A 26,409-nucleotide genomic window follows, 5' to 3' on the forward strand; every position below is an offset into this window, starting at 1 on the left:
ATGCGGCTTTCTGATGGATAAAGATGTGGATTAAATGCCGCCCATGCGCATCGGCGGTCCGTGATGGTTTAAGGTGCGCCGATCGATTAAACGCCGCCGGGCAGGGCGGCAGGCAGGGTGAGAAGCATGGCTGGTAGTGTGAATAAGGTAATTCTGATTGGAAACGTCGGTGCGGACCCGGAAATCCGCCGCACTCAGGATGGCCGGCCGATCGCCAATATCCGTCTTGCAACCTCGGAGACCTGGCGCGACCGCAATTCCGGCGAGCGCCGCGAAAAGACCGAATGGCACACTGTCGTCGTCTTCAACGAAGGCCTCTGCAAGGTCGTCGAGCAATATGTGAAGAAAGGCGCCAAGCTCTATATCGAAGGCCAGCTGCAGACCCGCAAATGGCAGGACCAGCAGGGCCAGGATCGCTACAGCACGGAAGTGGTGCTGCAGGGTTTCGGTTCGACGCTGACGATGCTCGACGGCCGCGGTGAAGGCGGCGGCGCGAGCGGCGGCCGTGGCAGTGCCGGTGGCGGCAACGATTATGGCGACGATTACGGCGCCCCGGCTCCCGCTTCATCGCCGAGCCGCGGCGGTGGCGGCGGCGGCAACTTCTCGCGGGATCTCGACGACGATATCCCGTTCTGATCGATAGCCTTTCCGGGCTTTGTGAAAGACGTGAGAGAGCATGATGCCTTGGATGGCGTCATGCTCTTTTTCTTTGATTTCGCGGCAGATGCTTCAGACCACATCCGCCTGAATGATTTCGCACTATTTTGGGGAATTATTTCGGAATGAGCTGCCACATCTTTAAGAAAGATTCCGGTACGCGCCTCCGACTTTGGTTGGACGAGGCACCGCCGTCGATGGATTCAACGCGATGCCATCTGTGGGAGAGCAAAGTTTTCGTCAGCGGAGAAGGGATACCTCATCGGAAAAGCGTGGCTGCGGAAATAGCTCGGCCGGTTGGAGGCATGACGGTATATGGTTTGCTGTCAGTCACCCTGGATCAGTCCATTAAAACGCAAGGTCTGCAGGTGAATGTCCCGATTGAACGTACCAAGGGAGAGAGTTGGTCCCTATCACTTGCTCCAAGTCACCACAAAGTGCTTACCGGATTTGCCGCGGAATACATGCCGGGCCTTTTCAAGGGGATAGAGAATCTTGGCGAGGGTGCACTACCCAGCTTTGGAGTTCTCTCCTTTGAGCGCATGGCACATTCGGACATAGGTTCGTCCATAGATGTTTTTCGCGAGTTGACGAGAGCTATCGTGCGCGCGTTGACTATGGAGCAGGTTCCTGAAACGCCGGATGAGGCGTTCCCACTTCTCGCAGTTTAGATTGGAAGGCGCTCTAGTTTCAGTGCGGTGTCGCGCTGATCAGATTGAACGCCGACTTAGCCCCGTCGACGACGAATTGTGCGGCAAGCGCTGCGAGAATGACGCCGAGGAGCCTTGTCAGGATGGCCCGGCCGGTGACGCCGAGGAAACGGTCCAGCCTTTCGGCGATGAGCAGCATGACGAAGGTCAGCAGCAGATTGGCGGCAATGACGCCGATCAGCTGGGCTTTTCCGATCGAGGTGGCGAGCGTGCCGGCCAGTAGGATCGTCGCCGAGATCGCACCCGGGCCGGCAATCAACGGCAAGGCGAGGGGAAAGACGGCGATATTCTCGATATGATCCTTGGTGATCGCCGCCTCGGTCGCCTTCTCCTTGCGCTGCTGCCGCCTCTCGAACACCATCTCGAAGGCGATCCAGAACAGCAGCAGCCCGCCGGCGATGCGGAAGGCGCCGATCGAAATCCCGAGCACGCCGAGCACGCCGGCGCCGAACAGCGCGAAGACGGCAAGGATGATGAAGGCGATGACCGACCCACGCAGCGCCACCTGCGTGCGCTCGGTCCGGCTCATGCCTGTCGTCAGGCCCAGAAAGATCGGCGCAAGCCCTGGTGGATCGATGGTGACAAGCAGCGTCGTGAAGGCGTTGATCAATTGGTCGGCGCTTGCCATCGGCTCTCCGGAACCCCATATGGGTGCGTGGTTTTTATGATTGTGAAGCGGGGATTTCGATTTGGCAAATATCCCGCGGCGGGCCGCAGCGGATTTGTCCGGTCCGGCCGCGCAACTTGCATGTTTTACCCTCTTTAAGCCGCAAAAGCCTGTTCAAAACGCGCTGTGAAATTGGCGCGGCAACAGGCTTTCCGCTATAAATCTTCAAGTGATTCTAGAAGAGATCGTGATCTGTTTTGACTGAGCAAACACCCCCCGGCGGCGGGAAGCTCCCGCCAGGCATCGAGCCCATCTCCATCATGGAGGAAATGCAGCGGTCGTATCTCGATTACGCCATGAGCGTCATCGTCAGCCGCGCGCTGCCCGACGTGCGCGACGGTCTGAAGCCCGTGCACCGGCGCATCCTCTACGGCATGTCCGAACTCGGCATCGACTGGAACAAGAAATACGTCAAATGCGCCCGCGTCACCGGTGACGTGATGGGTAAATTCCATCCGCACGGCAATTCCGCGATCTATGATGCGCTCGCCCGCATGGCGCAGCCCTGGTCGCTGCGGCTGCCGCTGATCGATGGTCAGGGCAATTTCGGATCGGTCGATGGTGATCCGCCGGCGGCCGAACGTTATACCGAATGCCGCCTGGAAAAGGCTGCCCACTCGCTGCTCGACGATCTCGACAAGGAAACCGTCGATTTCCGCGACAACTACGACGGCACGCTCTCCGAGCCGGTGGTGGTGCCCGCCAAGTTCCCGAACCTTCTCGTCAACGGCGCCGGCGGCATCGCCGTCGGCATGGCGACCAACATCCCGCCGCACAATCTCTCCGAAGTCATCGACGGCTGCATCGCGCTGATCGACGACCCGGCCATCGAGCTGCCGGAACTGATCCAGATCATTCCCGGCCCCGATTTCCCGACGGGTGCGAAGATCCTTGGCCGTGCCGGCATCCGCTCGGCTTATGAAACCGGTCGCGGCTCCGTCATCATGCGCGGCGTCGCTGCCATCGAGCCGATGCGCGGTGACCGCGAGCAGATCATCATCACCGAGATTCCCTACCAGGTGAACAAGGCGACGATGATCGAGAAGATGGCCGAGTTGGTGCGCGACAAGCGCATCGAAGGCATCTCCGATCTGCGCGACGAATCCGACCGCCAGGGGTATCGCGTCGTCGTCGAGCTGAAGCGCGATGCCAACGCAGAGGTCATCCTCAACCAGCTTTATCGCTATACGCCGCTGCAGACCTCCTTCGGCTGCAACATGGTGGCGCTGAACGGCGGCAAGCCCGAACAGCTGACGCTGCTCGACATGCTGCGCGCTTTCGTCTCCTTCCGCGAGGAAGTCGTTAGCCGGAGAACGAAATTCCTGCTGCGCAAGGCGCGTGACCGCGCCCATGTGTTGGTCGGTCTGGCCATTGCCGTCGCCAATATCGACGAAGTCATTCGCGTTATCCGCCATGCGCCCGATCCGCAGTCGGCCCGCGAAGAGCTGATGACCCGCCGCTGGCCGGCGGAAGATGTCGAAAGCCTGATCCGTCTGATCGACGATCCGCGCCATCGCATCAACGAGGATCTCACCTACAACCTCTCCGAAGAGCAGGCCCGCGCCATCCTCGAACTGCGCCTTGCCCGCCTGACGGCGCTTGGCCGCGACGAAATCGGCGACGAACTCAACAAGATCGGCGAGGAAATCAAGGATTATCTCGACATCCTCTCCTCGCGCGTCCGCATCCAGACCATCGTCAAGGATGAACTCATCGCCGTCCGCGACGAGTTCGGCACGCCGCGCCGCACCGAGATCGTCGATGGCGGTCTCGAAATGGACGACGAGGATCTGATCGCCCGCGAAGACATGGTCGTCACTGTCTCGCATCTCGGTTATATCAAGCGTGTGCCGCTCACCACCTACCGCGCCCAACGCCGCGGCGGCAAGGGCCGCTCGGGCATGACCACCCGCGACGAGGATTTTGTTAGCCGGCTGTTCGTCGTCAACACCCATACGCCGGTACTGTTCTTCTCCTCGCGCGGCATCGTCTACAAGGAGAAGGTCTGGCGCCTGCCGATCGGCACGCCGACCTCGCGCGGCAAGGCGCTGATCAACATGCTGCCGCTCGCACCCGGCGAGCGCATCACCACGATCCTGCCCTTGCCCGAGGACGAGGCAAGCTGGGACAATCTCGACGTCATGTTCTCGACGACGCGCGGCACGGTTCGCCGCAACAAGCTGTCGGACTTCGTCCAGGTCAACCGCAACGGCAAGATCGCCATGAAGCTCGAGGAGGAGGGCGACGAAATCCTCTCCGTCGAGACCTGCACGGAAGATGACGACGTGCTGCTGACGACGGCGCTCGGCCAGTGCATCCGCTTCTCCGTCGACGACGTCCGGGTCTTTGCCGGCCGCAACTCGATCGGCGTGCGCGGTATCAATCTCGGCGATGGCGACCGCATCATCTCCATGACGATCGTTGGTCATGTCGATGCCGAGCCGTGGGAGCGTGCTGCCTATCTCAAGCGTTCCGCCACCGAACGCCGGGCGACGGGTGTGGATGAAGAGGATATTGCGCTGGTCGGTGAAGAAGTCACCGAGGAGGGACAACTCTCCGACGAGCGCTATGACGAGTTGAGAGCACGCGAACAATTCGTCCTCACCGTCTCCGAAAAGGGCTTCGGCAAGCGTTCGTCCTCCTACGACTTCCGTATCTCCGGCCGCGGCGGCAAGGGTATCCGCGCCACTGACACGTCGAAGACCGCCGAGATCGGCGAGCTGGTCGCGGCTTTCCCTGTCGATGACGGTGACCAGATCATGCTGGTCTCCGATGGCGGCCAGCTGATCCGTGTGCCGGTCGGCGGCATCCGAATCGCCAGCCGCGCCACCAAAGGCGTCACCATCTTCTCGACGGCCAAGGACGAGAAGGTCGTCTCGGTCGAGCGCATCAGCGAGCCGGAGGAGGAGGAGACGGAAGAGGCTGTCGAGGTCGCCGAAGGCGCTCCTGCTATCGACGAAGGTCCTGCCGACGAAATTGGCGGCGACGAGGCGCCGATTGCCGATGGCGATCCGGCCGGGCCTGCCGAGGAATGATCAGTGAACGGGGCGGCTTCGAGCCGCCCTTTTCTGTTCAATCCGCCCTTTTTCTTTTCAAACCCGATGATGGTTGAGGACGACACCCAAAGAAAAAGCCGGACGCTGGGTGCATCCGGCTTTGAATGGCCCTGGCGACGGAAGGGTGCCGCTCAAGGGTGGGAAGAGGAGAGAAAGAAACGTCAGAATGCTCTATGTTTTTCGTTCAGAGCCTTCACCTCTTCGCCTTCGCGCCGGAGCGCTGAAATCGTCGAGGCCACAGACACGATGAACATGACGCTGATGAGGGCGGTGAGCATTGTCAAGACGTGAACATAGGCATTCCTTTCCTGGGGAGTTGCGTTCTCGCCCCTCAGTACTGGCCCAGCACGGCCGTACGGGCCGAAGCATAGGGACCATAAACCTTGGACGTATCGACCTTCTGATCATAGAGAGCGACAGTTGCGGTCAGCATGCCCGTGACCATTACCATCCAGAGCACGTTAATCATCGTAATCTTGCCGGGCATTTTTATTCCTTCCGCGCCGCTCTATGTATCGGTTGAATGAACGCATCCGTCTGTAAATGGTTCCGCCGGATGTTGATCGGGTGTTTACCAATGCCGATCTGAAGCGACCTTGAATGTCTCGTTCATCTGGCATTCAGATTCGAAGCTCGTTTTTTTCGCGCAGCCGGCCCTGAGCGCGCACGATCGCCGCATGCTCGGCAAGCTCCGGCCGCACCCAGCTCATCTCGTATCGATCGGCGAAATAGCCATAGGCCATCTCGGCGGCGAGGGAGGAAACGACGGCAAGTGCAACGAGCACGATCAGCATGGACCTGGTCTTTCGGGGAGCGCCGGATGCCAGAACGGCATCGGCTGCCTTGATGATCCGAGTTAAGCAGATCCTGTCTGAAACCGCCTTGAACGGCACATTCATCCGCCGTTCAGCCGCCCGGAACGACTGGCCAAATCACTTGCGAGAAGGCGTCATCCGTGACAAAAGGCGTCAAACCAACGGTCGGGCCACATGACGACAGCTTTCTATCCGGGGTCCTTCGACCCGATCACCAATGGGCATGTGGATGTTCTGGTCCAGGCGCTCAACGTCGCCGAAAAGGTGATCGTCGCGATCGGCATCCATCCCGGCAAGGCGCCGCTCTTTTCCTTTGAGGAGAGAGCTGAGCTGATCCGCCGTTCTCTGGCTGAAGCGCTGCCTGGCAAGACCGGCGACGTCACCGTCGTCGCCTTCGACAATCTGGTCGTAGATGCCGCCCGCACCCATGGCGCCACGCTGTTGATCCGCGGTCTTCGCGACGGCACCGATCTCGATTACGAAATGCAGATGGCCGGCATGAACCGGACGATGGCGCCCGATATTCAGACCATCTTTTTGCCGGCGGGCACGGCCTCGCGGCCCATTACCGCCACATTGGTCCGCCAGATCGCCGCCATGGGCGGCGATGTCAGCGCTTTCGTGCCGGCCGCCGTCTTGCAAGCCCTCACATCCAAGCGCCCAAACTAGCAAGACTAGCAAGCGCAAAGACTAGGCGGAACCCGCCGCAATGGAGCTCATATGAAACTCTTTTATCTCGCATTTGCCGGCGTGTTGTATCTCGCCTCCTTCGCGGGGGATGCCTTCGCCCAGTCGGCCGATCATTATCTCACCATCCAGCTGAAGAATGGCCCTGTTGTCATCCAACTCATGCCTGAGGTGGCGCCGAAGCATGTTGCCCAGATCGAGGCGCTGGCCAAGAAGGGCGAATACGACAATGTCGCCTTCCATCGCGTCATCGATGGCTTCATGGCTCAGACCGGCGACGTCAAATACGGGAACATGGAAAAGGGCTTCGATGCGAGTCTCGCCGGCACCGGCTCCTCTGACATGGCTGACATCCCGGCTGAATTCTCCAAGACCCCGTTCGTGCGCGGCACGGTCGGCATGGCTCGCTCGCAGGATCCGAATTCCGCCAATTCGCAGTTCTTCATCATGTTCGCCGACGGTTCCTTCCTGAACGGCCAGTACACCGTCGTCGGCAAGGTCGTCTCCGGCATGGAGAACGTCGACAAGATCAAGAAGGGCGAAGGCCAGAACGGCGAAGTCAAAAGTCCCGACCGGATGATCAAGGTCACCCTGGGCAACAAGTAAGTTACGAGAGAAAACTAGAGGAGAAGACAATGGCCGAGATCAAGGATCCCGAAAACACCGTCATTCTGGAAACCACCAAGGGCAAGGTTGTCATTCAGCTTTTGCCGCAGGTTGCGCCGGAGCATGTCGCCCGCATCAAGGAACTCGCGCGCGAGAAGGCCTATGACGGCGTCGTTTTCCACCGCGTCATCCAGGATTTCATGGCCCAGACGGGCGATGTCGAATTCGGCAAGAAGGGCTCGGAAACCTTCAATCCCAGCCGCGCCGGCATGGGCGGCTCCTCGAAGCCGGATCTGAAGGCCGAATTCTCCGCGACCACGCATACGCGTGGCACCTGCTCGATGGCCCGTTCGCAGAACCCGAACTCGGCCAATTCGCAGTTCTTCATCTGCTTCACCGACGCGCCTTGGCTGAACAAGCAGTATTCCGTCTGGGGCCAGGTCATCGAAGGCATGGACAACGTCGACAAGATCAAGCGCGGCGAGCCGGTTTCCGATCCGGACTCGATCGTCTCCATGCGGGTTGCCGCCGACGTCTGATTGTGATTTCTGCTGAAACCCGCCCTTGCGCATAGCTGCGCGGGGCGGGTTTCGCTTTGCCTGAAAGTGCCCTGATGCGCGTAGACCTTTTCGATTTCGATCTGCCCGACGAACGTATAGCGTTGAGGCCCGCCGAGCCGCGCGACAGCGCGCGCCTGCTCGTCATCGATCCGAATGCGGAAAGCCACCTGTCAGACCATCGCGTCGGCGATCTCACCTCCTTCCTGCGGGCCGGCGACGCGCTGGTCTTCAACGATACCAAGGTCATTCCGGCTCAGCTCGAGGGCATCCGCCGTCGCGACGGCGCCGGCGGCCAGCAGGTGTCTGCCACGCTGCACATGCGCATCGGCCCCAACCGCTGGAAGGCCTTTGCCAAGCCCGGCAAGCGCATCAAGGAGGGCGACCGCATCTCCTTCGGCCATTCCGGCGAAAGCTGCTTCCTCGGTTCGCTCGATGCCACCGTCGAGGAAAAGGGCGAGGCCGGCGAGGTGACGCTGCTGTTTGATCTCTCAGGCCCGGCGCTTGATGAGGCGATCGCCGCCGTCGGCCATATCCCGCTGCCGCCCTATATAGCCGCCAAACGTCCCGAGGACGAACGCGACCGCGCCGACTACCAGACGATCTATGCCCGCGAGGAGGGCGCCGTTGCCGCCCCCACCGCCGGCCTGCATTTCACACCGGGCCTGTTCGAAGCGCTCGATAGGGCCGGCATTGAACGCCATTTCGTCACGCTGCACGTCGGTGCCGGCACTTTCCTGCCGGTCAAGGCCGACGATACCGCCGATCACAAGATGCATCTGGAAAGCGGCTATGTCAGCGCTGAGATCGCCGCCCGGCTGAATGCCGTGCGGGAAAGAGGCGGGCGCATCATCTGTGTCGGCACCACCTCGTTGCGGCTCATCGAGAGTGCGGCCGCGGAAAGCGGAGAGATCATGCCCTGGGCCGGCGCTACCGGCATCTTCATCACGCCTGGTTACCGCTTCAAGGCGGTCGACATGCTGATGACCAATTTCCATCTGCCGCGCTCGACGCTGTTCATGCTGGTCTCGGCCTTTGCCGGCCTCGAGACCATGCACGCGGCTTATCAACACGCCATTTCGACGGGCTACCGCTTCTACTCTTACGGCGACGCGAGCCTTCTTTTCCGGAAAGACAGATGACAGACAACTTCCAATTCACCCTTGACAAGACCGATGCCGGCGCACGCCTCGGCCAAATCTCCATGCCGCGCGGCGAGATCCGCACGCCGGCCTTCATGCCGGTCGGCACCGTCGGTACGGTTAAGGCCATGTATCTCGACCAGGTGCGCGAGACCGGCGCCGATATCATCCTCGGCAATACCTATCACCTAATGCTGCGGCCGACGGCCGAGCGTGTCGCCCGTCTCGGCGGCCTGCATAAGCTCATTCGCTGGGAGCACCCGATCCTGACGGACTCGGGCGGTTTCCAGGTGATGTCGCTATCCGGCCTGCGCAAGCTCGACGAGCAGGGCGTCACCTTCAAGTCGCATGTCGATGGCAGCCTCCACCATATGTCGCCAGAGCGCTCGATCGAAATCCAGGGGCTGCTCGGCTCCGATATCCAGATGCAGCTCGATGAATGCGTGGCGCTGCCGGCCGAGCCGAAGGAGATCGAGCGCGCCATGGAAATGTCGCTGCGCTGGGCCGAGCGCTGCAGGGTCGCCTTCGGCGAGCAGCCAGGCAAGGCGATGTTCGGCATCGTCCAGGGCGGCGATATCCCGGCGCTGCGCATCCGCTCGGCTGAGGCGCTGGCCCAGCTCGATCTCAAGGGGTATGCGATCGGCGGCCTTGCCGTCGGCGAGCCGCAGGATGTCATGCTGCAGATGCTGGAAACGACGCTGCCCGTGCTTCCTCTGGAAAAGCCGCGTTACCTCATGGGCGTCGGCACGCCTGATGATATCCTGAAATCGGTCGCCCGCGGCATCGACATGTTCGACTGCGTCATGCCGACGCGTTCGGGCCGCCATGGTCTGGCTTTTACCCGCCGCGGCAAGGTCAATATCCGCAATGCCCGCCATGCCGAGGATATGCGCCCGCTCGACGAACAGTCGAACTGCCCGGCCTCGCGTGATTATTCGCGCGCCTATCTGCACCATCTCGTCCGCTCCAACGAGGCGCTCGGCGGCATGCTGCTCTCCTGGCACAATCTCGCTTATTACCAGGAGCTGATGCAGGGCATCCGCAAGGCGATCGCCGAAGGCCGCTTCGCCGATTTCATGGCGGAAACGCAGGAGCAATGGGCGAGGGGCGATCTCGAACCGGTGTAAAGGCTACTCCGTCCCCGCGTTGTTTACCGCGGGGACTGCGGACGCCGGGTTTGGCGCAACCATTATTCTAAGTTTTTTTCGCACTGGCTCGTCGAAGTGGACGGCGGCGATGCCAGCCGCAATGAAAATTCCGACTACGACGACCATACCGGCTGCCGGAGAGGTAGGAAGGTCAAAGCCCTTTTGCCGCAGCGACTGCAGCAGACTGAAGATGGGGCCATGCAGGATATAAATCGGATAGGAAAGCCTCCCCAGCCAACGGAATACCAGCTCGACCAGGCCGGTCTGTCTCGTGCGCATCGCAAGCCAGACAATGGCCGGGAAGACCACGAGGCATATTAAGAAATCAAAACACGGGAAACCGAAGAATATGCGGGCTGGTATGTTGGTGATGACGATCAGACAACCACAGAGAAGAAGGCCGATAACGTTGCCGTTATTGGCTGTATTCGGTTTCTGGACGTCATATAACCTGTAAAGGCAGATTCCGAGCGAGAACGAGAACAGCACTCTTGAAAAGCCAAATCTGAAGTCGCCTGCCTCGGGACCAATATCGAAGTTACCTCCGACCGATGCCCCAAAGATGGTGATGCCGGCCGCTCCCAGTGCGATGGCGAGCAAGCTTCTGAATGACAGTCGTATCAGAAGCACGGAGAACAGCACTCCGACCCAGAGCTCGAAGAAGAGCGACCAACTGGGCCCGTTGAAGGGAAAGATACCTTCGTGGCTTGCGCTTGGAATGAACAGGATTGCCCTCAGCAGAAGGTCCGCCAGGGTGGAATAGTCCAACCCGTTTTTAAGCGCATAGCTGAAAAGACCAATCGGAAGCGAAAGGAGATAAAGAGGGTAAAGCCGAATGATACGCTGCAGCAGAAGCCCGGCGGGCGAAATCTGCCCCGCCGTCAGCCGCTTCTCATATGAATTTGCAAGAACGACGCCGCTCAACAGAAAGAAGAGGTCAACGGCAAGGTAACTGATATTCGCCGGGATCGGACCCAGCGTACCAGCCGTGTGGAGGAACATGACCATGATAGCCGCAATTCCTCGCAACGCCTCGAGAGCTGTAAAAAATTGTTTGCCGGCGTTCAACGCAACAACCCTCCGTTGGCACGTTGTTACTCCAGGAGGATTTCGAAATCGTTATTGCAACGAAACCGTGTAATCTGTCGAGTTTCCACCGAAGAGTGGAAACAGCGCGTCAGATGCCCTTGCTGTCCGCGTCCGGCATGATCTGCACGCCGTTGATCCTGTAGCTGCCGTCCGGCTGACGCGTGATCTGGTAGATCGCTGTCCAGTCCTTGCCGTCGCGGCCTGAAATCAGCACCTCGTGATAGATCAGCGCGCCATTGTCGATCGAGCGGCTGCGGCCGAAGGCGTAATTGCCGGGGTGATAGACCGGCTCGTAGCTCTTCTTCACCATGGCGAAGAACAGGTTCTTGTCGGGATACAGTGCCCGGATGCCGGGAGCAGCGAAAGAATAGGCGGTCTCGGCATCGTCCTTGAGGAAGGCCTTGATCTGGTCCTCGATCATCGTCCGCGTCGTGTCGATCGGATCTTCGGCGCGGGCCGAGACAGGGGAGAGAAAGGACGCGGCACACAGAATAAGAACTGCGAAGAAGGCGCGCATGGTGTACCTCCGGCTCTATCGGGGAAAGGATCGCCGATAGAGCAGAAGTGTAGGCGATTTTCAGCGCAAGGAAAGTGGACTTTACGACCAGCGGCGGAACAGGGCGCTGGCATTCACCCCGCCGAAGCCGAAACCGTTGGTGATCGCATAGTTCATCGCTAGCGGCCGCGCCGTCTTGCCGACGATATCGATGCCGTCGGCATCAGGATCAGCCGCATCGAGGTTGCGGGTCGGCGGTGCAATCTGGTCGCGCAGCGCAAGGATGGTGAAGATCGCCTCCAGGCCGCCGGCGGCGCCAAGCAGGTGGCCGGTCGCCGATTTCGTCGCGCTGACGGCAATATCGCCATTGCGGCCGAAGACCGTGCCGATCGCCGCGATCTCGCCTCTGTCACCGACCGGTGTCGAGGTCGCATGCGCGTTCAGATGCCTGACCTCCGAAGCGGGGATCTTCGCCTGCCTGAGTGCTGCCTCCATCGCCCGGCGGGCGCCGTCGCCGTCTTCTGGGCCTGAGGTCATGTGGTAGGCGTCCGCAGCGGTGCCATAGCCGACGAGTTCGGCGAGCGGCGTGGCGCCACGGGCAAGCGCATGCTCCAGTGTTTCGATGACCAGGACGCCTGCACCTTCGCCCATGACGAAACCGTCGCGCGCCGTGTCGAAGGGCCGTGACGCCAGCTCCGGCGTCTCGTTGAAACCGGTGGAAAGGGCACGTGCAGCGGCAAAGCCGCCGAGGCTCACCTTGTCGATGCAGGCCTCTGCACCGCCGCAAATCGCCACATCTGCTTCGCCGGAGCGGATCAGCCGCGCCGCATCGCCGATTGCCTGGACGCTGGCCGCACACGCCGTCACCGGAGCCCCGAGCGGCCCCTTGAAGCCATAGCGGATGCTGACCTGGCCGGCGGCGAGGTTGACGAGGAAGGACGGCACGGTGAAAGGCGACAGCCGCCGAACGCCGCGCGTTTCGCCGATCCGCACCGCTTCGGCGATCGCCGGAAATCCGCCGACGCCCGACGCGATGATCGTTGCCGTGCGCTCGCGCTCGACTTCGTCGGTCGGCATCCAGCCGGCCTGCCTCACCGCTTCCTCCGTCGCCGCCATGGCGAAGTGGATGAAGCGGTCCATCTTCTTCTGGTCCTTGGGGGTGATGTAACGGTCGGGATCAAAACCAGCCTCAGCATCTTCCTCGATACCGGGAACGATGCCGCCGACCTTGGCCGAGAGCTCGCCGACGATATCCTCCGCCAGCACCCGCAGCCCCGAACCACCATCGAGAAGGCGCTTCCAGGCGGGCTCGACACCGGTGCCGAGTGGCGAGACAAGTCCCATGCCGGTGACAACAATGCGATCCATTCTTTTGTCCTTTCTATGCGTCGATGCCGAGATACCAGGCGCGCATGCGGTTGATCCGCTCGTGCACCTCGTCGTCGGCGGCGGGGCCTGCAAGCAGGCTGGTGTTTTCGGGTGTCACTTCTTCGCCGGTCCGCGCATCGACCAGCATCGTCTGGCGCTCTCTGCCGGAAGCGGCATCGCCCAAGAGAAAGGCGAGGTCCTCTTCCGGGATGTGCCGGCTTCCCCAGGAAAACAGCGTCATCAGAACAGGAAAGAAATCACGGCCCTTTTCCGTCAGCAGATATTCGTAGCGGGCAGGGCGCTGATGGTAGAGCCGCCGTTCGAACAGCCCCTTTTCCGTCAGATGTTTGAGCCGCCGCGTCAGGATGTTCGGCGCCACGCCGAGGCTTTTCTGAAATTCGTCGAAGCGCGAAAGCCCCTGAAAGGCATCGCGCAGGATCAGCATGCTCCACCAGTCGCCGACGCTGTCGAGCGCGCGCGCCGCCGGGCATTTGAAGTCGCTGAAGCTCGTCCGCTGCATGGCTGATGTCACTACAGCAGTGACTATCATCATGCAAGTTAGTTATATCAAACGTCGCCCTCAAAGGCCTCACCGTTGCGGCACGAGTGGCGTCAATGGAGAATGTGGCCGGGATCTAGGCTAAGAGCGGGAGACCGGCCCCCCCCAAGGAGACGGGCCGACAGGGTCAGACAAGCAGGAGATCTTTGAAGTGAAGTGCGGCGGAATTGTCGAGATCGGTGACATGGATTGCCCCGCCCGCTGCGCTTCCATCCGCATCATAGGATAAAATGCCGCTGGCCTGATCGTAGATCAGCTTGTCATCAGCCTCGAGCGCTTTTGTTCCCAGAACGAAATTCTCGGCCGAAAAGTTCGATGGCTTGAGCCCGGTGAAGACAGCATCGTCGAACACAAGCTTATCGCCTGCGGCTGAAGAGAAATCCACGATCTTGTCGACGCTGGAATTGCTGGGCTTCACATCGAAGACGAAGGAATCGGCTCCGCCTCCGCCGGTGAGAACGTCAGCACCGGTTTTGCCGATCAGCTTGTCGTTGCCGAGCCCGCCGATCAATCGGTCGTTCCCTTTCCCACCGTTGAGGAAATTGTTTCCGTCGTTGCCGGTCAGAATGTTGGCCGTATTGTTGCCTGTCGCGCTGAGATTGGCCGTCCCGGTCAAGGTGAGGTTTTCGATCATTCCGACCGTATGCTTCTGATCGGCCAGGCTGAAGCTGATCGAAGCCTTGACGGTATCTGTTCCGCCGCCCCGGCTTTCGTCGACGATCTGGTTGGCATTGGTCACGGTGAAGGTGTCGTTGCCGGTGCCGCCATAGAGATGGTTGTTGGCCGGCGGCGGCGTGCTGGCGCCGCTGCCTGCTACCTCGATGATCAAGGGATGATCGACGACATCGAGTGTCAGCGACGAGACGTTGCTGAGGCTTTTGATCGCCGTCGTTCCGGTCACCGGGTCGAAGACCTTAACGGAGCCGAACGAGGAGCCGAGATTAACCTTGACGGCTGTTGCCGCGGCCTGAATGGCGGTGTCAGAGGACTGGTTCCAGATATCAGGCTCGTTCCAGAGGATGATCTGGTAGCTTCCGTCCGATTTTTCCGTCAGCAGGCTGCGGGCGGAGGACGGCATGCCGTCAATCGAATAATTGAGAGTCCCCGCGCTGAAGCTCGCCTTCGCGGCGCCGTCGTCCGCAAGGATTTCGGTGAGGTTGTGGATCGCCGTCGCAGCCGGCTTGGCCGAATAGTCGAGATGAAAAAGGCCGAAATGCTTTTCCTGATTGGTGCCCTGCGGATCGGAATAGGCGTCCAGCAGCTCGTAGATGAATGTCTGTTTCGATCCGAGTGCCGCGCCGTCCATCAGCGTATTGAGGAGGAGCTTTGCCTGCGTCGCTTCACTGACCCCTTCCCAGCCGCCATTGGTGTCGGCGGTGAGTGAGGTGTGGTAACCGGTCTCGGTGATCGCCAGCGGCTTGCCCGGATCGGCAGCGCGCTGAACGCCGGATTCTCGAGAAAGCCACGAGAATGGCTGGTCGCCATCCTTCGCATAGGTGTGGATTGTCGTGTAGTCGGAGGCCGACGCGACCGTATATCCGGTAAAGCCGAGGACGGGGATATTCTTCAGCAAGGGATCGGCGTTGACCGTGGCAGACAGGTCTTTCTGATAGGCGACTGCTGCGGCCTGGCCGCTCAGGCCATGATAGGTGACCGGCCAGTTGTTGACTTCGTTCGGACCTTCGATGCCAACGACCGATCCGGGATGGGCCTGCACGAAGTCATGCAGCCGTTGGGCGACGGTGGCGGGGTCGACTTCCCGCTGGGCACTGAAGACGAATTGCACGCCGGCCTCGGCGGCATCGCCCAGATGCGTTTGACCGTTGGGATCGGAAGCGGAGTTGGGGGCGTGATCGCGGACCGTATCAAGGCCAAGATAGTCGAGCGCCTTAACAACTTCTCCGACATTGGAATATTTTCCGTCGGTATAGTCGATATGCGTATCAATTCCAAAGGAACGAATAATATCGTTTATTCTAACGGCTTGAGCCAAATTTTTCTCTCCCAGTTCATGAGGGAATTGGCGATGGGAATTTATCCCCATTTCTGATGCCGATTCGATTTAATACAGAAGGAGGGCTGCGCAGTGTTGCCCGTTAACCATGATATGTTGTCCTGAATGTGGCCCGTTCCGGATCGCATTGAATGCCGAATCTATGCTTGCATTTTTGTATTCAGCCGGCCGATCATGCCCGAGTGAGATGGCCGCATGAGCGGGGACCGCAAATCCGACACGGCTTGGAGGATCCGATGACCGTCAATGTTCAATTCCGGTTTCGTGGCGGTTTGCCCTCGATGGCGTTCGACAATGTCCGTCTCCGCGGCAGTTGGGACGAGCAAGGCCGTCCCTCGAACGGGTGGACGTCTCATCCGATGCAGCGCTCTCGTGACGAGGATGGCTATGATGTTTTTATCGCCCGCGTGCCCTTTCCCGATGGCGAGATCGGTACGCATTTTCGCTGGGGGATCGAACTCGATCGGCCGGGCATTCCAGACCTATGGGCGATCGCCGCTGAATTGGACGATGAGGCCTCCTCGCGCCGCGAATGCTCCTTCCATCTCCAGCAGGGGATCGGGCCGCAGACCTATTATCTGACGTGGATCGGCCGTCTGGGAGCGAACCGGGTTGAGAAGCCCAACAGTTCCGACGGCATCCGCTTTTCGGTCTGGGCGCCAAACGCCAGGGCGATTTCGCTCGTGATAGCCGATCCTGCCATCGGCTACGTCGCCGACGACGGCACCGGAACGGTCGCAACCATCGGGATGCGAAGGACCGTTGATGGATTCTGGAGCGCTGAAACCGGCCAGGACCACGGCCTTTCCGATTTCGACAGCATGGTCGGCACACCCTATATGTACCGCATCACCAGGGACGATGGATCGCTTGCCTGTCGGACGGACATCTGGTCCCTCATGCAGATCGGCGCCGGAGACTTCGATCCGGATGGAGCCGTCTATCACGGATCGCCGGCGGCATTGGACGGACCGCAAAGCTGTTCGGTGGTCTGCGATCCGAAGCGGGTCGTATTTCCATCCGGGCAGGAGGTTGCCGCCGAGACGTTCTGGGCTGACGAATTCGTTGGCGGCCGAACACTTCCGGAGCGGCTCGAGGATCTGGTGATCTATGAATTGCACGTCGGCGCACTCGGTTTCGGCAAGGCCGCGCCCGGCACACTTGATGATGCCATCGCCTTCGTCGAGCATCTGTCGGCGCTCGGCGTCAACGCCGTGGAACTGCTGCCGATTGCGGAATTCGAGACCCGGGCCAACTGGGGTTACGGCACGTCGCATTTCTTTGCCGCCGACCAGGGGGCTGGCGGTACCGATCGGCTGAAGATGTTCGTCAAGATCTGCCACCAGCGCGGCATCGCCGTCATCCTCGATGTCTGCTACAACCACTTCGATCCGGATGGCGAGCGGGCGCAATGGGCCTATGATTCCACCGATCACACCCGCAACATCTATTATTGGTACGAGGGACGCCCCGGCGATTACGCCGATCCGACCGGCGGCTACATCGACAACATCTCCACGGGATGGGCGCCCCGCTTCGATGAGGAAGCCGTGCGCCAGCTTTTCATCTCGAGCGCGGCATTTCTCGTCTCCGTCTGCCATATCGATGGCTTCCGCCTCGATCAGACCAGTTCGATCCATCAATATCCGGTGCTGCATGCCGATGGCCGGCGCGCCGATCGGGCCGCTGCCTTCGGGACCAAGTTCCTGAAGCAGTGGACCCGCACGATGCGGCTGATCAAGCCGCAGCTTTTCCTGACGGCCGAGGATTATTCGGATTGGTCGGCGATGACCGAGCCGAGCCTGACCGGCGACGGGCTCGGCTTCGATGCGACCTGGTACGGCGATTTTCATCACAACCTCGTCGAATACCACGGCGGCGCACAGGCGCAGCTGTTGAAGAATGCCGGATTCGGGGACAAGCGGGCGCTGACCATGTCGTCCCTTGCAGGCGCGCTGCAGACGAGCGCGCGATCCAAGGTGGTCTATAACCAGTCGCACGACGATTGCGGCAATCGCGAAGGGTCGGCGCGAACCGCCGTTATCGCCGTCAATTTCGCGCCGATCGCCGGTGAGACCAGGACGTGGGCGGAGGCGAGATCCCGGTTCGCGGCGGCGATGACGCTGCTATCACCGGGTACGCCAATGTTTTTCATGGGCGAGGAAATCGGCGCCCAGAAGCCCTATCGCTACAATGATTTCCTCGAGAACCGGGAGAATATTCTCGGCGAAGCTGATGGCAGCGGGGCAGGTATGCTCAGCTGTTATCGCGATCTGATCGCGCTCAGCGTCCATCAGGATGCCATTCGCTCCCGCAACATCGCCATTCCCCTGGTTCACGACGAAAATCGGGTGATCGCGTTTCATCGATGGAATGACGGCGAGGATTTCCTCGTCGTGGGATCACTGAACGACGCTCCCTTCGAACACGGCTATCGGCTGCACAGCGAACGTCTGGGCGATGATCTCTGGGAGGAGATCTTCAATACCGATGCTCACACATATGGCGGCTGGAACGTCGGTAATGGTGGCGGAAGAATCAGAGCAAGAGCGGGAGTGCTGAATGCGGTGTTGCCGGCATCAGGCGTTCTGGTCTTTCGCAGGCTGTGACGAATGCGGAACGGTCACACAAACCCGAGCGGCAGATTTTCCACTTTTCTGTCATTGCCGTAGTCGCGCTCATGCGGCGAGCGACGACGGCCGTCGCGGCGAGCGGAAAGATCGATCCGGTTTTCGGCAAAGATCCCATCGGGATAGGTGCCGGTATCATGGCAATCGGCGTCGATCTTGGGTGCAAGGATTTTCAGGATCATCGGGGTTCCTCCACGGCGCAGCATCAACAGTTGGAAAGGTTGTCTGGTTCCATTCATAATCCCGCAATTATTAATAAATTAACCATAAATGCCGGTCTTCGGCAAAGGAGATCGCCATCGGCCTAGCGGGACAGCCGCGATCGTTCTCAGGAACGTTCAATGGACGTTTGACGACGAGGACATCGACGCCAGCATTCCCTCGGTCGCGCGGACCAGCCGCGCCGTGCGCGCCAGCACTTCGGCGCCGGCCTCTGTCTCGGCAATCGTGGCTGCCATGCTCTCCAATCCGTCCGCCACCTCAATCAGCGCTGGCAGCATGTCGGCCCGTCCGATCGCTTCGGCCGATCTGGCGAGTTTGCGCAACGCCTCCGAATAGCTCGATATCAATGCGCGTTTCCGATCTGCTGAATATCGCAGAACGAGCGTTTTTCCGAGGGCGACAGTAGTGACTTCGACATGGACGCGACCTGTTGAACCTCGAACGAACTCGCATCCGCATTATTTGTTCCCGAGCCGGTCAATCGTCGCGAGGGCCGGCCGCTTGCATTGAAATGGAACTCCGGACCTGGATGGCCGTTGAGGAGCATGAACACAGGAGGTTTCCATGCAACTGATCGATACTCGGGTGACGCAGGCCGGCGACATCTTCACCGTCGAATTCCTGGGCGAGGGAGGAGAATCGATTTCCGTCAAAATCGACAACTCCCATGGCGAGCTCGACGACACGACGGCGGTCGACCACGCCAAGGTTATGATGGTTCAGGTGACCGCCTTTGCCGGCGCGGAAGCAGACGGCAGCATCAACCGTTACGATGCCTTGAGCAACGGCAATTTCGACGAAGGCAGCAAGGGCCTGATCGGCCAGCCGAGTGCGCGTTCGGCCGGCGACAGGCAAACGCTGGAAGAGGAACTCGATGAAGGCCTCGAGGACAGCTTTCCTGCCAGCGACCCTGTCTCGGCAACGGTATCATCCATTCCCGCCAACGCACGACGGCACTGATTTCACTGCGATCTCAATTCCAAATGCAGGCGAAGGCTGCCCCGGTTCCCGCGGGCAGCCTTCTTCTTACATGACAGATTGATGTCAAAACTGAGAAGCTGGTGAAAACTCCAGCTGTGTGATTGACATGGGAGCCTTCTAGAGAGGGCACGAGAAGGGAGCGCCCGTGAGGCGCTGCCGACGTCTCGGAGACGCGCCCCCATGAAAATCATTCAGATCACCGACACCCATTTCAGCCCCGGCAAGCCGCATTTCAACGGCAATTGGGCGCCGCTTTTGACCTGGATCGAAGCGACCGGCGCGGACCTGATCGTCCATACTGGCGATCTCACTGTCGACGGTGCCGACAAGGGCGACGACATCACCTTTTCAATGGACCTGATGCGTCAGGTGTCGATCCCGATGCTGATCGTCCCCGGCAATCACGATGTCGGCCACCTCAAGGGATCGGATCAGCCTGTCACTGCCGAGCGGCTGTCCCGCTGGCGCAGCCTTGCCGGCGACGACCGCTGGCTGGAAGATGCGGCCGGCTGGCGCTTCATAGGATTGAACTCATTGCTTCTCGGTCATGAGGATGACGAGGAAGAGGCGCAGTTCGAATGGCTCCACCAGGCGCTGTCCAATAGGGCGGGGCGGCGCGTGGCGCTGTTCGCGCACAAGCCGCTATTCGTCGATGCACCCGACGAAGGCGATACCGGATATTGGAGCGTTCGCCCGGCTCAGCGCCGGCGGCTCTATGATCTGATCGCTGCTCATGACGTGGCGCTGTTTGCAAGCGGCCATCTCCATTGGGCCTGGCAGGGTCGCTTCGGCAATACCCAGCTGACATGGGGTCCGTCGGCCGCCTTCATCATCGACAAGATGGAGCGCGAGATGCCGGGCGAGCGCCTGATCGGCGCTGTCGTCCACGAGTTCGATATTGGTGTCGAAAGCACGATCGTCGCCGTTCCCGGCATGACCGCGCATGTGCTCGACGATGTCGTGCACGAGGTCTATCCGCAGGCGGTCAAGCAGCGGGAACCCGTCGAATGAGCGCGCTCTCGCTTCGCGGCATCACCAAGGCGTTCGGCGGCAACCAGATCCTTGATGGCGTCAGCCTGGATGTCGCCGCCGGTGAATTCATCGCGCTGGTCGGCCCTTCCGGCTGCGGCAAGAGCACGCTGCTGCGCGTCCTTGCAGGCCTCGACCATGCCGATCGCGGCGAGATCCTGATCGGCGGCAAGGATATGTCCGGCGTCGTAGCCGCCGACCGCAACATCGCCATGGTCTTTCAGTCCTACGCGCTTTATCCGCATCTGACGGCCTCTGAGAATATCGCCGTGCCTTTGGCGATGCGCCGGCTGTCGAGGATGCAGCGGCTGCCCTTCATCGGGTCGTTGATGCCGGGCCAGCGCGCCACCCGCGCGGCGATCGCCCGCGACGTCAGGGATATGGCGACGTCGCTGAAGATCGACCACCTGGTTGACCGCAAGCCCGGCCAGATGTCGGGCGGCCAACGTCAGCGCGTGGCGCTGGCCCGCGCCATGGTGCGCCAGCCGAGCATCTTCCTGATGGACGAACCGCTCTCCAATCTCGATGCCAATCTGCGCGTTCACGCCCGAGGCGAGATCGTCGACCTGCATCGCCGCGCCGGCGTGCCGACGCTCTATGTCACTCACGACCAGGCGGAAGCGCTTTCCATGGCCGACCGTGTCGCCGTGATGATGGGCGGAAAGTTGCTGCAGATCGCCAGCCCCGAGGTCATCTACGACGATCCCGCCCATATCGAGGTCGCCCGCTTCATCGGCCAGCCGCGCATCAATCTGCTGCCGGCCTTTGCCGAAGGCGGCGTCATTCTCTGCGGCGGCCTGCGCCTGGCGCTTGAGAATGCGCCCGGCGGCAAGATGCCGGTCACGCTCGCCATTCGCCCGGAATTCGTCTTTGTCTCCAAGAGCCGGCATGACGGCCTTGCCGCCCGGATCGAACGCGTCGAATTCCTGGGCTCCGAAGTCATCCTCCATTGCCGACTCGAGGCGATCGGCGAGACTATCATCGCCAAGGTTCAACCGGCCGAAGCCTCCGGCCTTGTGGCCGGCGATCCGGTCGGGCTGCGGCTTTCGCCCGGTCGCACGCTGATCTTTGCCGAAGACGGCAGCCGGCTGGCCGGCGGCGTTGCAACGGGTGATGCCGGGCTCGGCGCTGCCGATGCCGAGATAGGCGACGCCCAGCGGGAGAGGGCGCATGGCTAGTATCGTCTCCATGGACCTGCCGCAGGATGCCGCCGTTGCGCATCGGCGCAGCGAGGCCCGCATCGCCTGGATGCTGGTGATGCCGGCGATGGTCCTGCTGTTCCTTTTCGTGCTGTTGCCGGTTGCATCAGTCATCGTGCTCGGCTTCACCGATTTCGAACTCGGCTACGGCAAGTTCCGTTTCGTCGGCTTCGAGAATTACGCGCATCTGGTCACCGACCGCACGTTTCGCAAGTCGCTTTGGAATACGACGGTCTATACCGCGATCGTAGCACCCATCTCGATCCTTCTCGGTCTCGGCATCGCGATGTTGATCGAGAGCGAGACGAAGGCGCGCAGCTTCTTCCGCACTGCCTATTTCCTCCCGGTCGCCTCGCTGATCGTCGCCATGGCGACCGTCTGGCAATATATGTTCCACCCCACAATCGGCCCGCTCAACGCACTGCTCGCCCTCGTCGGGATTCCCGGCCCGAACTGGCTCGGCAGCTCCGGCACGGTGCTTTACAGCCTCTCGATCATCGGCGTCTGGCAATCGGCCGGCTTCAATATGGTGCTGTTCCTGGCCGGACTGACGGCGATCCCGCGCGAGCTTTACGCGGCCGCCGAGGTGGACGGCGCCAGATCCTCCCTCGACCGTTTCCTGCTGGTGACCTGGCCGATGCTCGGGCCGACGACGCTCTTCGTCATCACCATCAGCATCACCAATTCAGTCAAGGTCTTCGAGACGGTGAAGACGCTGACCGAGGGCGGCCCGAACAAGGCGTCGGAGGTGCTGCTCTTCACGATCTACCAGGAAGGCTTCGTCTATCTGCGCGTCGGTTATGCCTCGGCGATGACGGTGGTCTTTCTGCTGATCCTGGTGGTGCTGATGTTCCTGCAGTACCGCGTTCTCGATCGCCGGGTGCATTACACATGATGACGAACGCTTCTTCCCTCGGCAGGATCATCCGCCTGGCGCTGCTTTCGCTCGGCGCAATCATCTTCCTGTCGCCCTATGTCTTCATGATCTCGACGGCCGGCAAGGCCCAAAGCGACATCTTCACCTCGTCGCTGTCGCTGATCCCGGCGCACTTCACCTATGCCGAAAATTTCGCCAAGGCCTTGAGCCGGGTACCGATGGCGCAGCTGTTGTGGAACGGCGTCGTCGTCTGCGGGCTGATCTTCTTTTTCCAGGTGCTGGTGGCGATCCCTTGCGCCTACGCCATGGCAAAGCTGCGCTTCGGCGCCGCCCGCGCCATGATGGTGCTTGTCATGCTCGGCCTGCTAGTGCCGATCCATGCGACCGCGCTGCCGCTCTATGTCGCCTTCGACCGCGCCGCGCTGCTCAACAGCTATGCCGCCCTGGTCGCGCCCTTCACCATTTCGGTCTTCGCAATTTTCATGTTCCTGCAGTTCTTCCGCGCCATGCCTGATGATCTCATCCATGCCGCGCGTCTCGACGGTATGTCGGAACTCGGAATCGTCGCCCGCGTCATCGTGCCGAATGCCTGGCCGGCGGTCACGGCCTTCGCCATCTTTTCGGTCGTCGCCCATTGGAACGATCTCTACTGGCCGCTGATCGTGATCAGCAAGCAGGACTATGCCACACCGCCGCTTGGCCTGATGTATTTCCGCGCCGCCGAGGCCGGCGACGACTACGGCGCGCTGATGGCGGCGACCCTCACCATTACCCTTCCCCTCGTCATCGCCTTCCTGCTTGCGCAGAAGCGCTTCGTCGAGGGCATCACCATGACCGGTCTCAAAGGCTGACCGGTTTCAACCCAGGAGAACGAGCGATGAAACATATCACCCAGCTTCTCGCCGCAGCGGCCGTATCAATGGCAATCGCGCTTCCCGCGCATGCCGAGACGACGCTGACGGTTCACTACCCGATGCCGGGCTTCTTCAAGGACGTGATGGACACGATCTCGAAGAAGTTCATGGAAGAAAATCCCGATATCAAGATCCAGTTCGCCAGCCCGTCGGCCACCTATGAAGAAGGCATCCAGACGATCCTTCGCCAGGTCGGCACCAGCGAAATGCCCGATATCACCTTCATCGGCCTCAACCGCCTGCGCATGCTCGACGAACGTGACGTCGCCATCGACCTCGGTCCGCTCGTCCAGAAGGACGGCAACATGGCCGAGCAGGGCTTCTCCGACACGATCCTCAAGCTCGCCCAGGTCAAAGGCAAGCAGGTCGGCCTGGCTTTCGCGACCTCCAACCCGATCATGTACTACAACGCCGATCTCGTGAAGGCGGCTGGCGGCGATCCTGAAAATCCGCCGAAGACCTGGGATGAGGTCATCGCGCTCGGCGGCAAGATCAAGGCACTTGGCAATGGCGTCGACGGCATCGATTACCGCTGGCAGGGCGACGACTGGATGTTTTCGGCACTGCTCTTCGGCGCCGGCGGCAAGATGCTGAGCGACGACGAAAGCAAGGTTGCCTTCAACGGCCCGGAAGGCCAGAAGGCCGTTGAGGTCTTGCATCGCCTGGTCACCGAAGGCGGTATGCCTGTGTTCACCAAGGCCGCCGGCGAACAGGCTTTCGCAGCCGGCAAGGTCGGTTTTGAGTTTCAGACCACAGGCGCGCTGCGCAACACGATCAAGAATGTCGGCAACAAGTTCGATCTGCGCACCGCCAAGATCCCGTTGATCGATCCGGTGAACGGCCGCCTGCCGACTGGCGGCAACGCCGTCGTCATCCTGACGCATGACGCCGCCAAGCAGGATGCCGCCTGGAAGTTCGCCAAATTCGCCGCCGGCCCTTATGGCGCTTCCGTCGTCGTGCCCGGCACCGGTTATGTCCCGAACAACGAGCTCGCTGCGAAGTCGGCCGATTATCTCGGCGATTTCTACAAGCAGAACCCGCTGTTCCAGGCAGGCCTCAGCCAGATGCCGGTGATGATCCCCTGGTATGCCTTCCCAGGCTCGAATGGCGTCAAGGTCACGCAGACCATCGTCGACAATCTCTCGCGCATCGTCGACCAGTCGGCCGAGCCGAAGGAAGCGCTCGATGACGCAGCCGCCGATGTCGAGGGCATGCTGCCGCGCAGCTGATCGGTTTCCCAATCGGGAACAGGGCAGGGCCGCCACGCCGAGCGCGTGGCGGCCTTGTTGTTTGTGCGCCAGGCATGGCGCGTGGTGTGAGAACACCGTTTGGCCGGGGTGGTATCCGGCCGATGACTTGGAGGTGAGAGTCCTCTGCGGGCCCTGGTGATGGGAACCGCTAGCCGAACAGCAAGGGCGTCGTCGCGAGGCGGGGTCTGAAGGAAGCTGGAGGCAAAGTGCCGGCCTGACGAACAGGAAGCGCATATGAGGCGACTGCATCCGGGCGAGGGGGCAAACACACCCGAAGCCCGATATCACCCGGAGGGTGCGGCCGTAGATGCGACAGGTATTTGGCACGAAGGTCACGCGTCTTACCCTGGGAGGTCTGCCGACCTGCCCCTGGTTTTCAGGTGTTGCTACCGGCGTCGAAAGGTGTCGGGATGGGGCGGCAGAAGTCAGCAGACGCCGTAGTAGCCGGACCAAGCGGTGAAGGGCCGAACATGTCGACGGAGGCCGGACCGCTTTTCTGACCGCCTTGAGCAGATGCCTCGCAAGAGGGCCTAAGCCGGAGGTAGCGGGCGGAACCCGCGAGATAGGGCTGGGCGCTTGTAGGGCGGCGGGCATTGGGGACCATGAAACCGAGCGCGACATGAACCGCCGTGTACGGAACCGTACGCACGGTGGTGTGGGAGGAGGGACGCCGCAAGGCTCCCTCCTACCCGATCGCAAGCGTCAGATGGCGCGCACGGTGCCACCGCGGCGAAGCGTATAGGCGACATTAAGATGGCGGGCAGGGGCGGCATTCTCCGCCATGTCGAGCAGCAGCGAGGCGGCCGTCGCCCCCATGCTGGCATCCGGCATTTCGATGGTCGTCAGCGGTGGATCGATCAGCCGGCCGATGGCAATGCCGTCGAAGCCGGCGACCGAAACATCCCCCGGCACGGAAAGCCCTTCGCGCTTCAGCGCGCCGATGACGCCGAGCGCCAGGAGATCGTTGGAGGCGATGATCGCCGTCGGTGCAAGCGAAGTCATCACGACGCCAAGATCGAGCTGGTCATAGCCGCTGACGAAAGGAATCTGCACGGCGTCGAGCGGTGTCAGACCGTTCTCTGCCATGGCCTCGAGATAACCGCGGTAGCGAAGGTGGGCGCGGTCGGAGGCGGCGAAATTGCCGGAGAGAAACAGAATGCGGCGATGGCCCATGCCGATCAGGAAGGTCGTGATCTCGCGGCCGGCGCCGCGATTGTCGGCAGTGACGGCCGCCGGAAACTGCGCTGTCGGCAGGTTGTTGAGCAGTACCGTCGGCGGGAGCTTCGCAAGCAGCGCCTGGCTGGTCGAGGGGTCACAGACGGTGAGAATCAGCCCGGTCGGCCGGTCGTTCAAGAGTGCTGCGACGGCATCGGCCTCGCGTGCCGGATCGTAATTCGACTGGGCGATTAAGACGCCATGGCCGGCCACCAGCATGCGGTTCTGGATGCTCGACAGCGACGAGGCAAAGACCGGATTGGTAATGCTCGGGATCAGCACGCCGACCACAGGCCTGCGTCCGAGCCTGCCGGCGGACGAGCCGGCCGGGCGATAGCCGAGTTCGGCGGCCGCACGGCGCACCTTGCGCACCATCAGGTCGCTGGCCGGTCCGTTGCGGTTGAGAACCCTGCTTGCGGTCGCCAGCGAGCATCCTGCCCGGAACGCGACCTGCTCCAATGTTGCCATCGAAAAGACCTCCTGGTGACATTGGTCTGACACCCAAAGCATGATGCCGAAAA

General features: G+C 61.1%; 26 protein-coding genes and 1 pseudogene. 16 read left to right on the forward strand and 11 right to left on the reverse strand.

Features of this window, described 5'->3' with window-relative positions; translation table 11 throughout:
* The first annotated feature begins 126 nt into the window (after positions 1-126).
* Positions 127-636, forward strand: a complete 510-nt coding sequence (locus GFM02_RS15575; RefSeq protein WP_020049916.1) for a single-stranded DNA-binding protein — start codon at positions 127-129, stop codon at positions 634-636.
* Between the two features lie 146 nt (positions 637-782).
* Positions 783-1,328 carry a hypothetical protein gene (locus GFM02_RS15580; protein WP_168322084.1) on the forward strand — a complete coding sequence of 182 codons (546 nt, stop codon included), beginning with the start codon at positions 783-785 and terminating at the stop codon, positions 1,326-1,328.
* Positions 1,329-1,347: 19 nt separating this feature from the next.
* On the opposite strand, the gene GFM02_RS15585 is transcribed toward GFM02_RS15580, so the two are convergent.
* The gene (locus GFM02_RS15585) at positions 1,348-1,995 is read right to left on the reverse strand and encodes a MarC family protein (protein WP_168303017.1); all 648 of its coding nucleotides are present in this window, start codon (positions 1,993-1,995) and stop codon (positions 1,348-1,350) included.
* A gap of 236 nt (positions 1,996-2,231) precedes the next feature.
* On the opposite strand from GFM02_RS15585, the gene gyrA reads away from it, so the two are divergent.
* Both gyrA and GFM02_RS15595 read left to right on the forward strand, forming a co-directional pair.
* Positions 2,232-5,069 (forward strand): DNA gyrase subunit A, encoded by a 2,838-nt coding sequence (gyrA, locus tag GFM02_RS15590; protein ID WP_168322085.1) that lies wholly within the window; start codon positions 2,232-2,234, stop codon positions 5,067-5,069.
* Between the two features lie 3 nt (positions 5,070-5,072).
* Positions 5,073-5,381, forward strand: coding sequence for a hypothetical protein (locus tag GFM02_RS15595; protein WP_168321994.1), 309 nt, complete (start codon positions 5,073-5,075; stop codon positions 5,379-5,381).
* Between the two features lie 40 nt (positions 5,382-5,421).
* Here the strand turns inward: GFM02_RS15595 and GFM02_RS15600 are convergent, their stop codons facing one another.
* Positions 5,422-5,577, reverse strand: a complete 156-nt coding sequence (locus GFM02_RS15600; RefSeq protein ID WP_003539654.1) for a hypothetical protein — start codon at positions 5,575-5,577, stop codon at positions 5,422-5,424.
* Positions 5,578-5,710: 133 nt separating this feature from the next.
* On the reverse strand, positions 5,711-5,989 hold the full coding sequence (locus GFM02_RS15605) for a hypothetical protein (RefSeq protein WP_168322086.1): 279 nt from the start codon (positions 5,987-5,989) through the stop codon (positions 5,711-5,713).
* 90 nt (positions 5,990-6,079) lie between these two features.
* Between GFM02_RS15605 and coaD the strand changes: the two genes are divergently transcribed.
* The 5 genes from coaD to tgt all read left to right on the forward strand — a co-directional run bounded on the left by coaD (position 6,080) and on the right by tgt (position 10,024).
* Positions 6,080-6,574, forward strand: a complete 495-nt coding sequence (gene coaD / locus GFM02_RS15610) for a pantetheine-phosphate adenylyltransferase (RefSeq protein ID WP_020049920.1) — start codon at positions 6,080-6,082, stop codon at positions 6,572-6,574.
* Positions 6,575-6,625: 51 nt separating this feature from the next.
* Entirely contained in the window at positions 6,626-7,198 is a 573-nt protein-coding gene (locus GFM02_RS15615) for a peptidylprolyl isomerase (RefSeq protein WP_025394545.1), read from the forward strand.
* A 29-nt stretch (positions 7,199-7,227) separates the two neighbouring features.
* Complete coding sequence (locus GFM02_RS15620; RefSeq protein ID WP_003539661.1) at positions 7,228-7,737, forward strand: peptidylprolyl isomerase; 510 nt, start codon at positions 7,228-7,230, stop codon at positions 7,735-7,737.
* 74 nt (positions 7,738-7,811) lie between these two features.
* Complete coding sequence (queA, locus tag GFM02_RS15625; protein ID WP_168303020.1) at positions 7,812-8,897, forward strand: tRNA preQ1(34) S-adenosylmethionine ribosyltransferase-isomerase QueA; 1,086 nt, start codon at positions 7,812-7,814, stop codon at positions 8,895-8,897.
* Positions 8,894-10,024 (forward strand): tRNA guanosine(34) transglycosylase Tgt, encoded by a 1,131-nt coding sequence (tgt, locus tag GFM02_RS15630; RefSeq protein ID WP_168271832.1) that lies wholly within the window; start codon positions 8,894-8,896, stop codon positions 10,022-10,024. Before queA ends, tgt begins: the two co-directional genes overlap by 4 nt.
* 3 nt (positions 10,025-10,027) lie before the next feature.
* Here tgt and GFM02_RS15635 read toward each other — a convergent pair whose 3' ends face one another.
* From GFM02_RS15635 to GFM02_RS15655, 5 genes are all read right to left on the reverse strand, one after another.
* Positions 10,028-11,113: an acyltransferase family protein gene (locus GFM02_RS15635; RefSeq protein ID WP_168322087.1), complete on the reverse strand. Its 1,086-nt coding sequence runs from the start codon at positions 11,111-11,113 to the stop codon at positions 10,028-10,030.
* Between the two features lie 109 nt (positions 11,114-11,222).
* Complete coding sequence (locus tag GFM02_RS15640) at positions 11,223-11,651, reverse strand: DUF4864 domain-containing protein (RefSeq protein ID WP_020049925.1); 429 nt, start codon at positions 11,649-11,651, stop codon at positions 11,223-11,225.
* Between the two features lie 81 nt (positions 11,652-11,732).
* Positions 11,733-12,998 (reverse strand): beta-ketoacyl-ACP synthase II, encoded by a 1,266-nt coding sequence (gene fabF, locus GFM02_RS15645; RefSeq protein ID WP_168322088.1) that lies wholly within the window; start codon positions 12,996-12,998, stop codon positions 11,733-11,735.
* A gap of 13 nt (positions 12,999-13,011) precedes the next feature.
* A complete protein-coding gene (locus GFM02_RS15650) occupies positions 13,012-13,518 on the reverse strand; it encodes a winged helix-turn-helix transcriptional regulator (protein WP_168271828.1) in 507 nt (168 codons plus the stop codon).
* A 166-nt stretch (positions 13,519-13,684) separates the two neighbouring features.
* Positions 13,685-15,550, reverse strand: coding sequence for a calcium-binding protein (locus GFM02_RS15655; protein WP_168322089.1), 1,866 nt, complete (start codon positions 15,548-15,550; stop codon positions 13,685-13,687).
* 257 nt (positions 15,551-15,807) lie between these two features.
* On the opposite strand from GFM02_RS15655, the gene GFM02_RS15660 reads away from it, so the two are divergent.
* Positions 15,808-18,180 carry an alpha-amylase family glycosyl hydrolase gene (locus GFM02_RS15660; RefSeq protein ID WP_168322090.1) on the forward strand — a complete coding sequence of 791 codons (2,373 nt, stop codon included), beginning with the start codon at positions 15,808-15,810 and terminating at the stop codon, positions 18,178-18,180.
* Positions 18,181-18,194: 14 nt separating this feature from the next.
* On the opposite strand, the gene GFM02_RS15665 is transcribed toward GFM02_RS15660, so the two are convergent.
* Positions 18,195-18,383, reverse strand: a complete 189-nt coding sequence (locus GFM02_RS15665; RefSeq protein ID WP_168322091.1) for a hypothetical protein — start codon at positions 18,381-18,383, stop codon at positions 18,195-18,197.
* A gap of 156 nt (positions 18,384-18,539) precedes the next feature.
* Positions 18,540-18,841: pseudogene (locus GFM02_RS15670) on the reverse strand (hypothetical protein).
* 146 nt (positions 18,842-18,987) lie between these two features.
* Between GFM02_RS15670 and GFM02_RS15675 the strand changes: the two are divergent.
* The 6 genes from GFM02_RS15675 to GFM02_RS15700 all read left to right on the forward strand — a co-directional run bounded on the left by GFM02_RS15675 (position 18,988) and on the right by GFM02_RS15700 (position 24,652).
* Complete coding sequence (locus tag GFM02_RS15675; RefSeq protein WP_131642669.1) at positions 18,988-19,383, forward strand: hypothetical protein; 396 nt, start codon at positions 18,988-18,990, stop codon at positions 19,381-19,383.
* Positions 19,384-19,584: 201 nt separating this feature from the next.
* Positions 19,585-20,415, forward strand: coding sequence for a metallophosphoesterase family protein (locus GFM02_RS15680; RefSeq protein ID WP_168322092.1), 831 nt, complete (start codon positions 19,585-19,587; stop codon positions 20,413-20,415).
* Positions 20,412-21,611: an ABC transporter ATP-binding protein gene (locus GFM02_RS15685; RefSeq protein WP_168322093.1), complete on the forward strand. Its 1,200-nt coding sequence runs from the start codon at positions 20,412-20,414 to the stop codon at positions 21,609-21,611. Before GFM02_RS15680 ends, GFM02_RS15685 begins: the two co-directional genes overlap by 4 nt.
* Positions 21,604-22,527: a carbohydrate ABC transporter permease gene (locus GFM02_RS15690; protein ID WP_168322094.1), complete on the forward strand. Its 924-nt coding sequence runs from the start codon at positions 21,604-21,606 to the stop codon at positions 22,525-22,527. Before GFM02_RS15685 ends, GFM02_RS15690 begins: the two co-directional genes overlap by 8 nt.
* Positions 22,524-23,360: a carbohydrate ABC transporter permease gene (locus tag GFM02_RS15695; RefSeq protein WP_168322095.1), complete on the forward strand. Its 837-nt coding sequence runs from the start codon at positions 22,524-22,526 to the stop codon at positions 23,358-23,360. The genes GFM02_RS15690 and GFM02_RS15695 overlap by 4 nt, the downstream gene beginning before the upstream one ends.
* 26 nt (positions 23,361-23,386) lie before the next feature.
* Positions 23,387-24,652, forward strand: a complete 1,266-nt coding sequence (locus tag GFM02_RS15700) for an ABC transporter substrate-binding protein (protein WP_168322096.1) — start codon at positions 23,387-23,389, stop codon at positions 24,650-24,652.
* Positions 24,653-25,375: 723 nt separating this feature from the next.
* On the opposite strand, the gene GFM02_RS15705 is transcribed toward GFM02_RS15700, so the two are convergent.
* Positions 25,376-26,356: a substrate-binding domain-containing protein gene (locus GFM02_RS15705; protein WP_168322097.1), complete on the reverse strand. Its 981-nt coding sequence runs from the start codon at positions 26,354-26,356 to the stop codon at positions 25,376-25,378.
* Positions 26,357-26,409 lie beyond the last annotated feature (53 nt).

The sequence above is a fragment of the Rhizobium leguminosarum bv. viciae genome (genome assembly GCF_012276115.1).
GTDB lineage: Bacteria > Pseudomonadota > Alphaproteobacteria > Rhizobiales > Rhizobiaceae > Rhizobium > Rhizobium leguminosarum_T.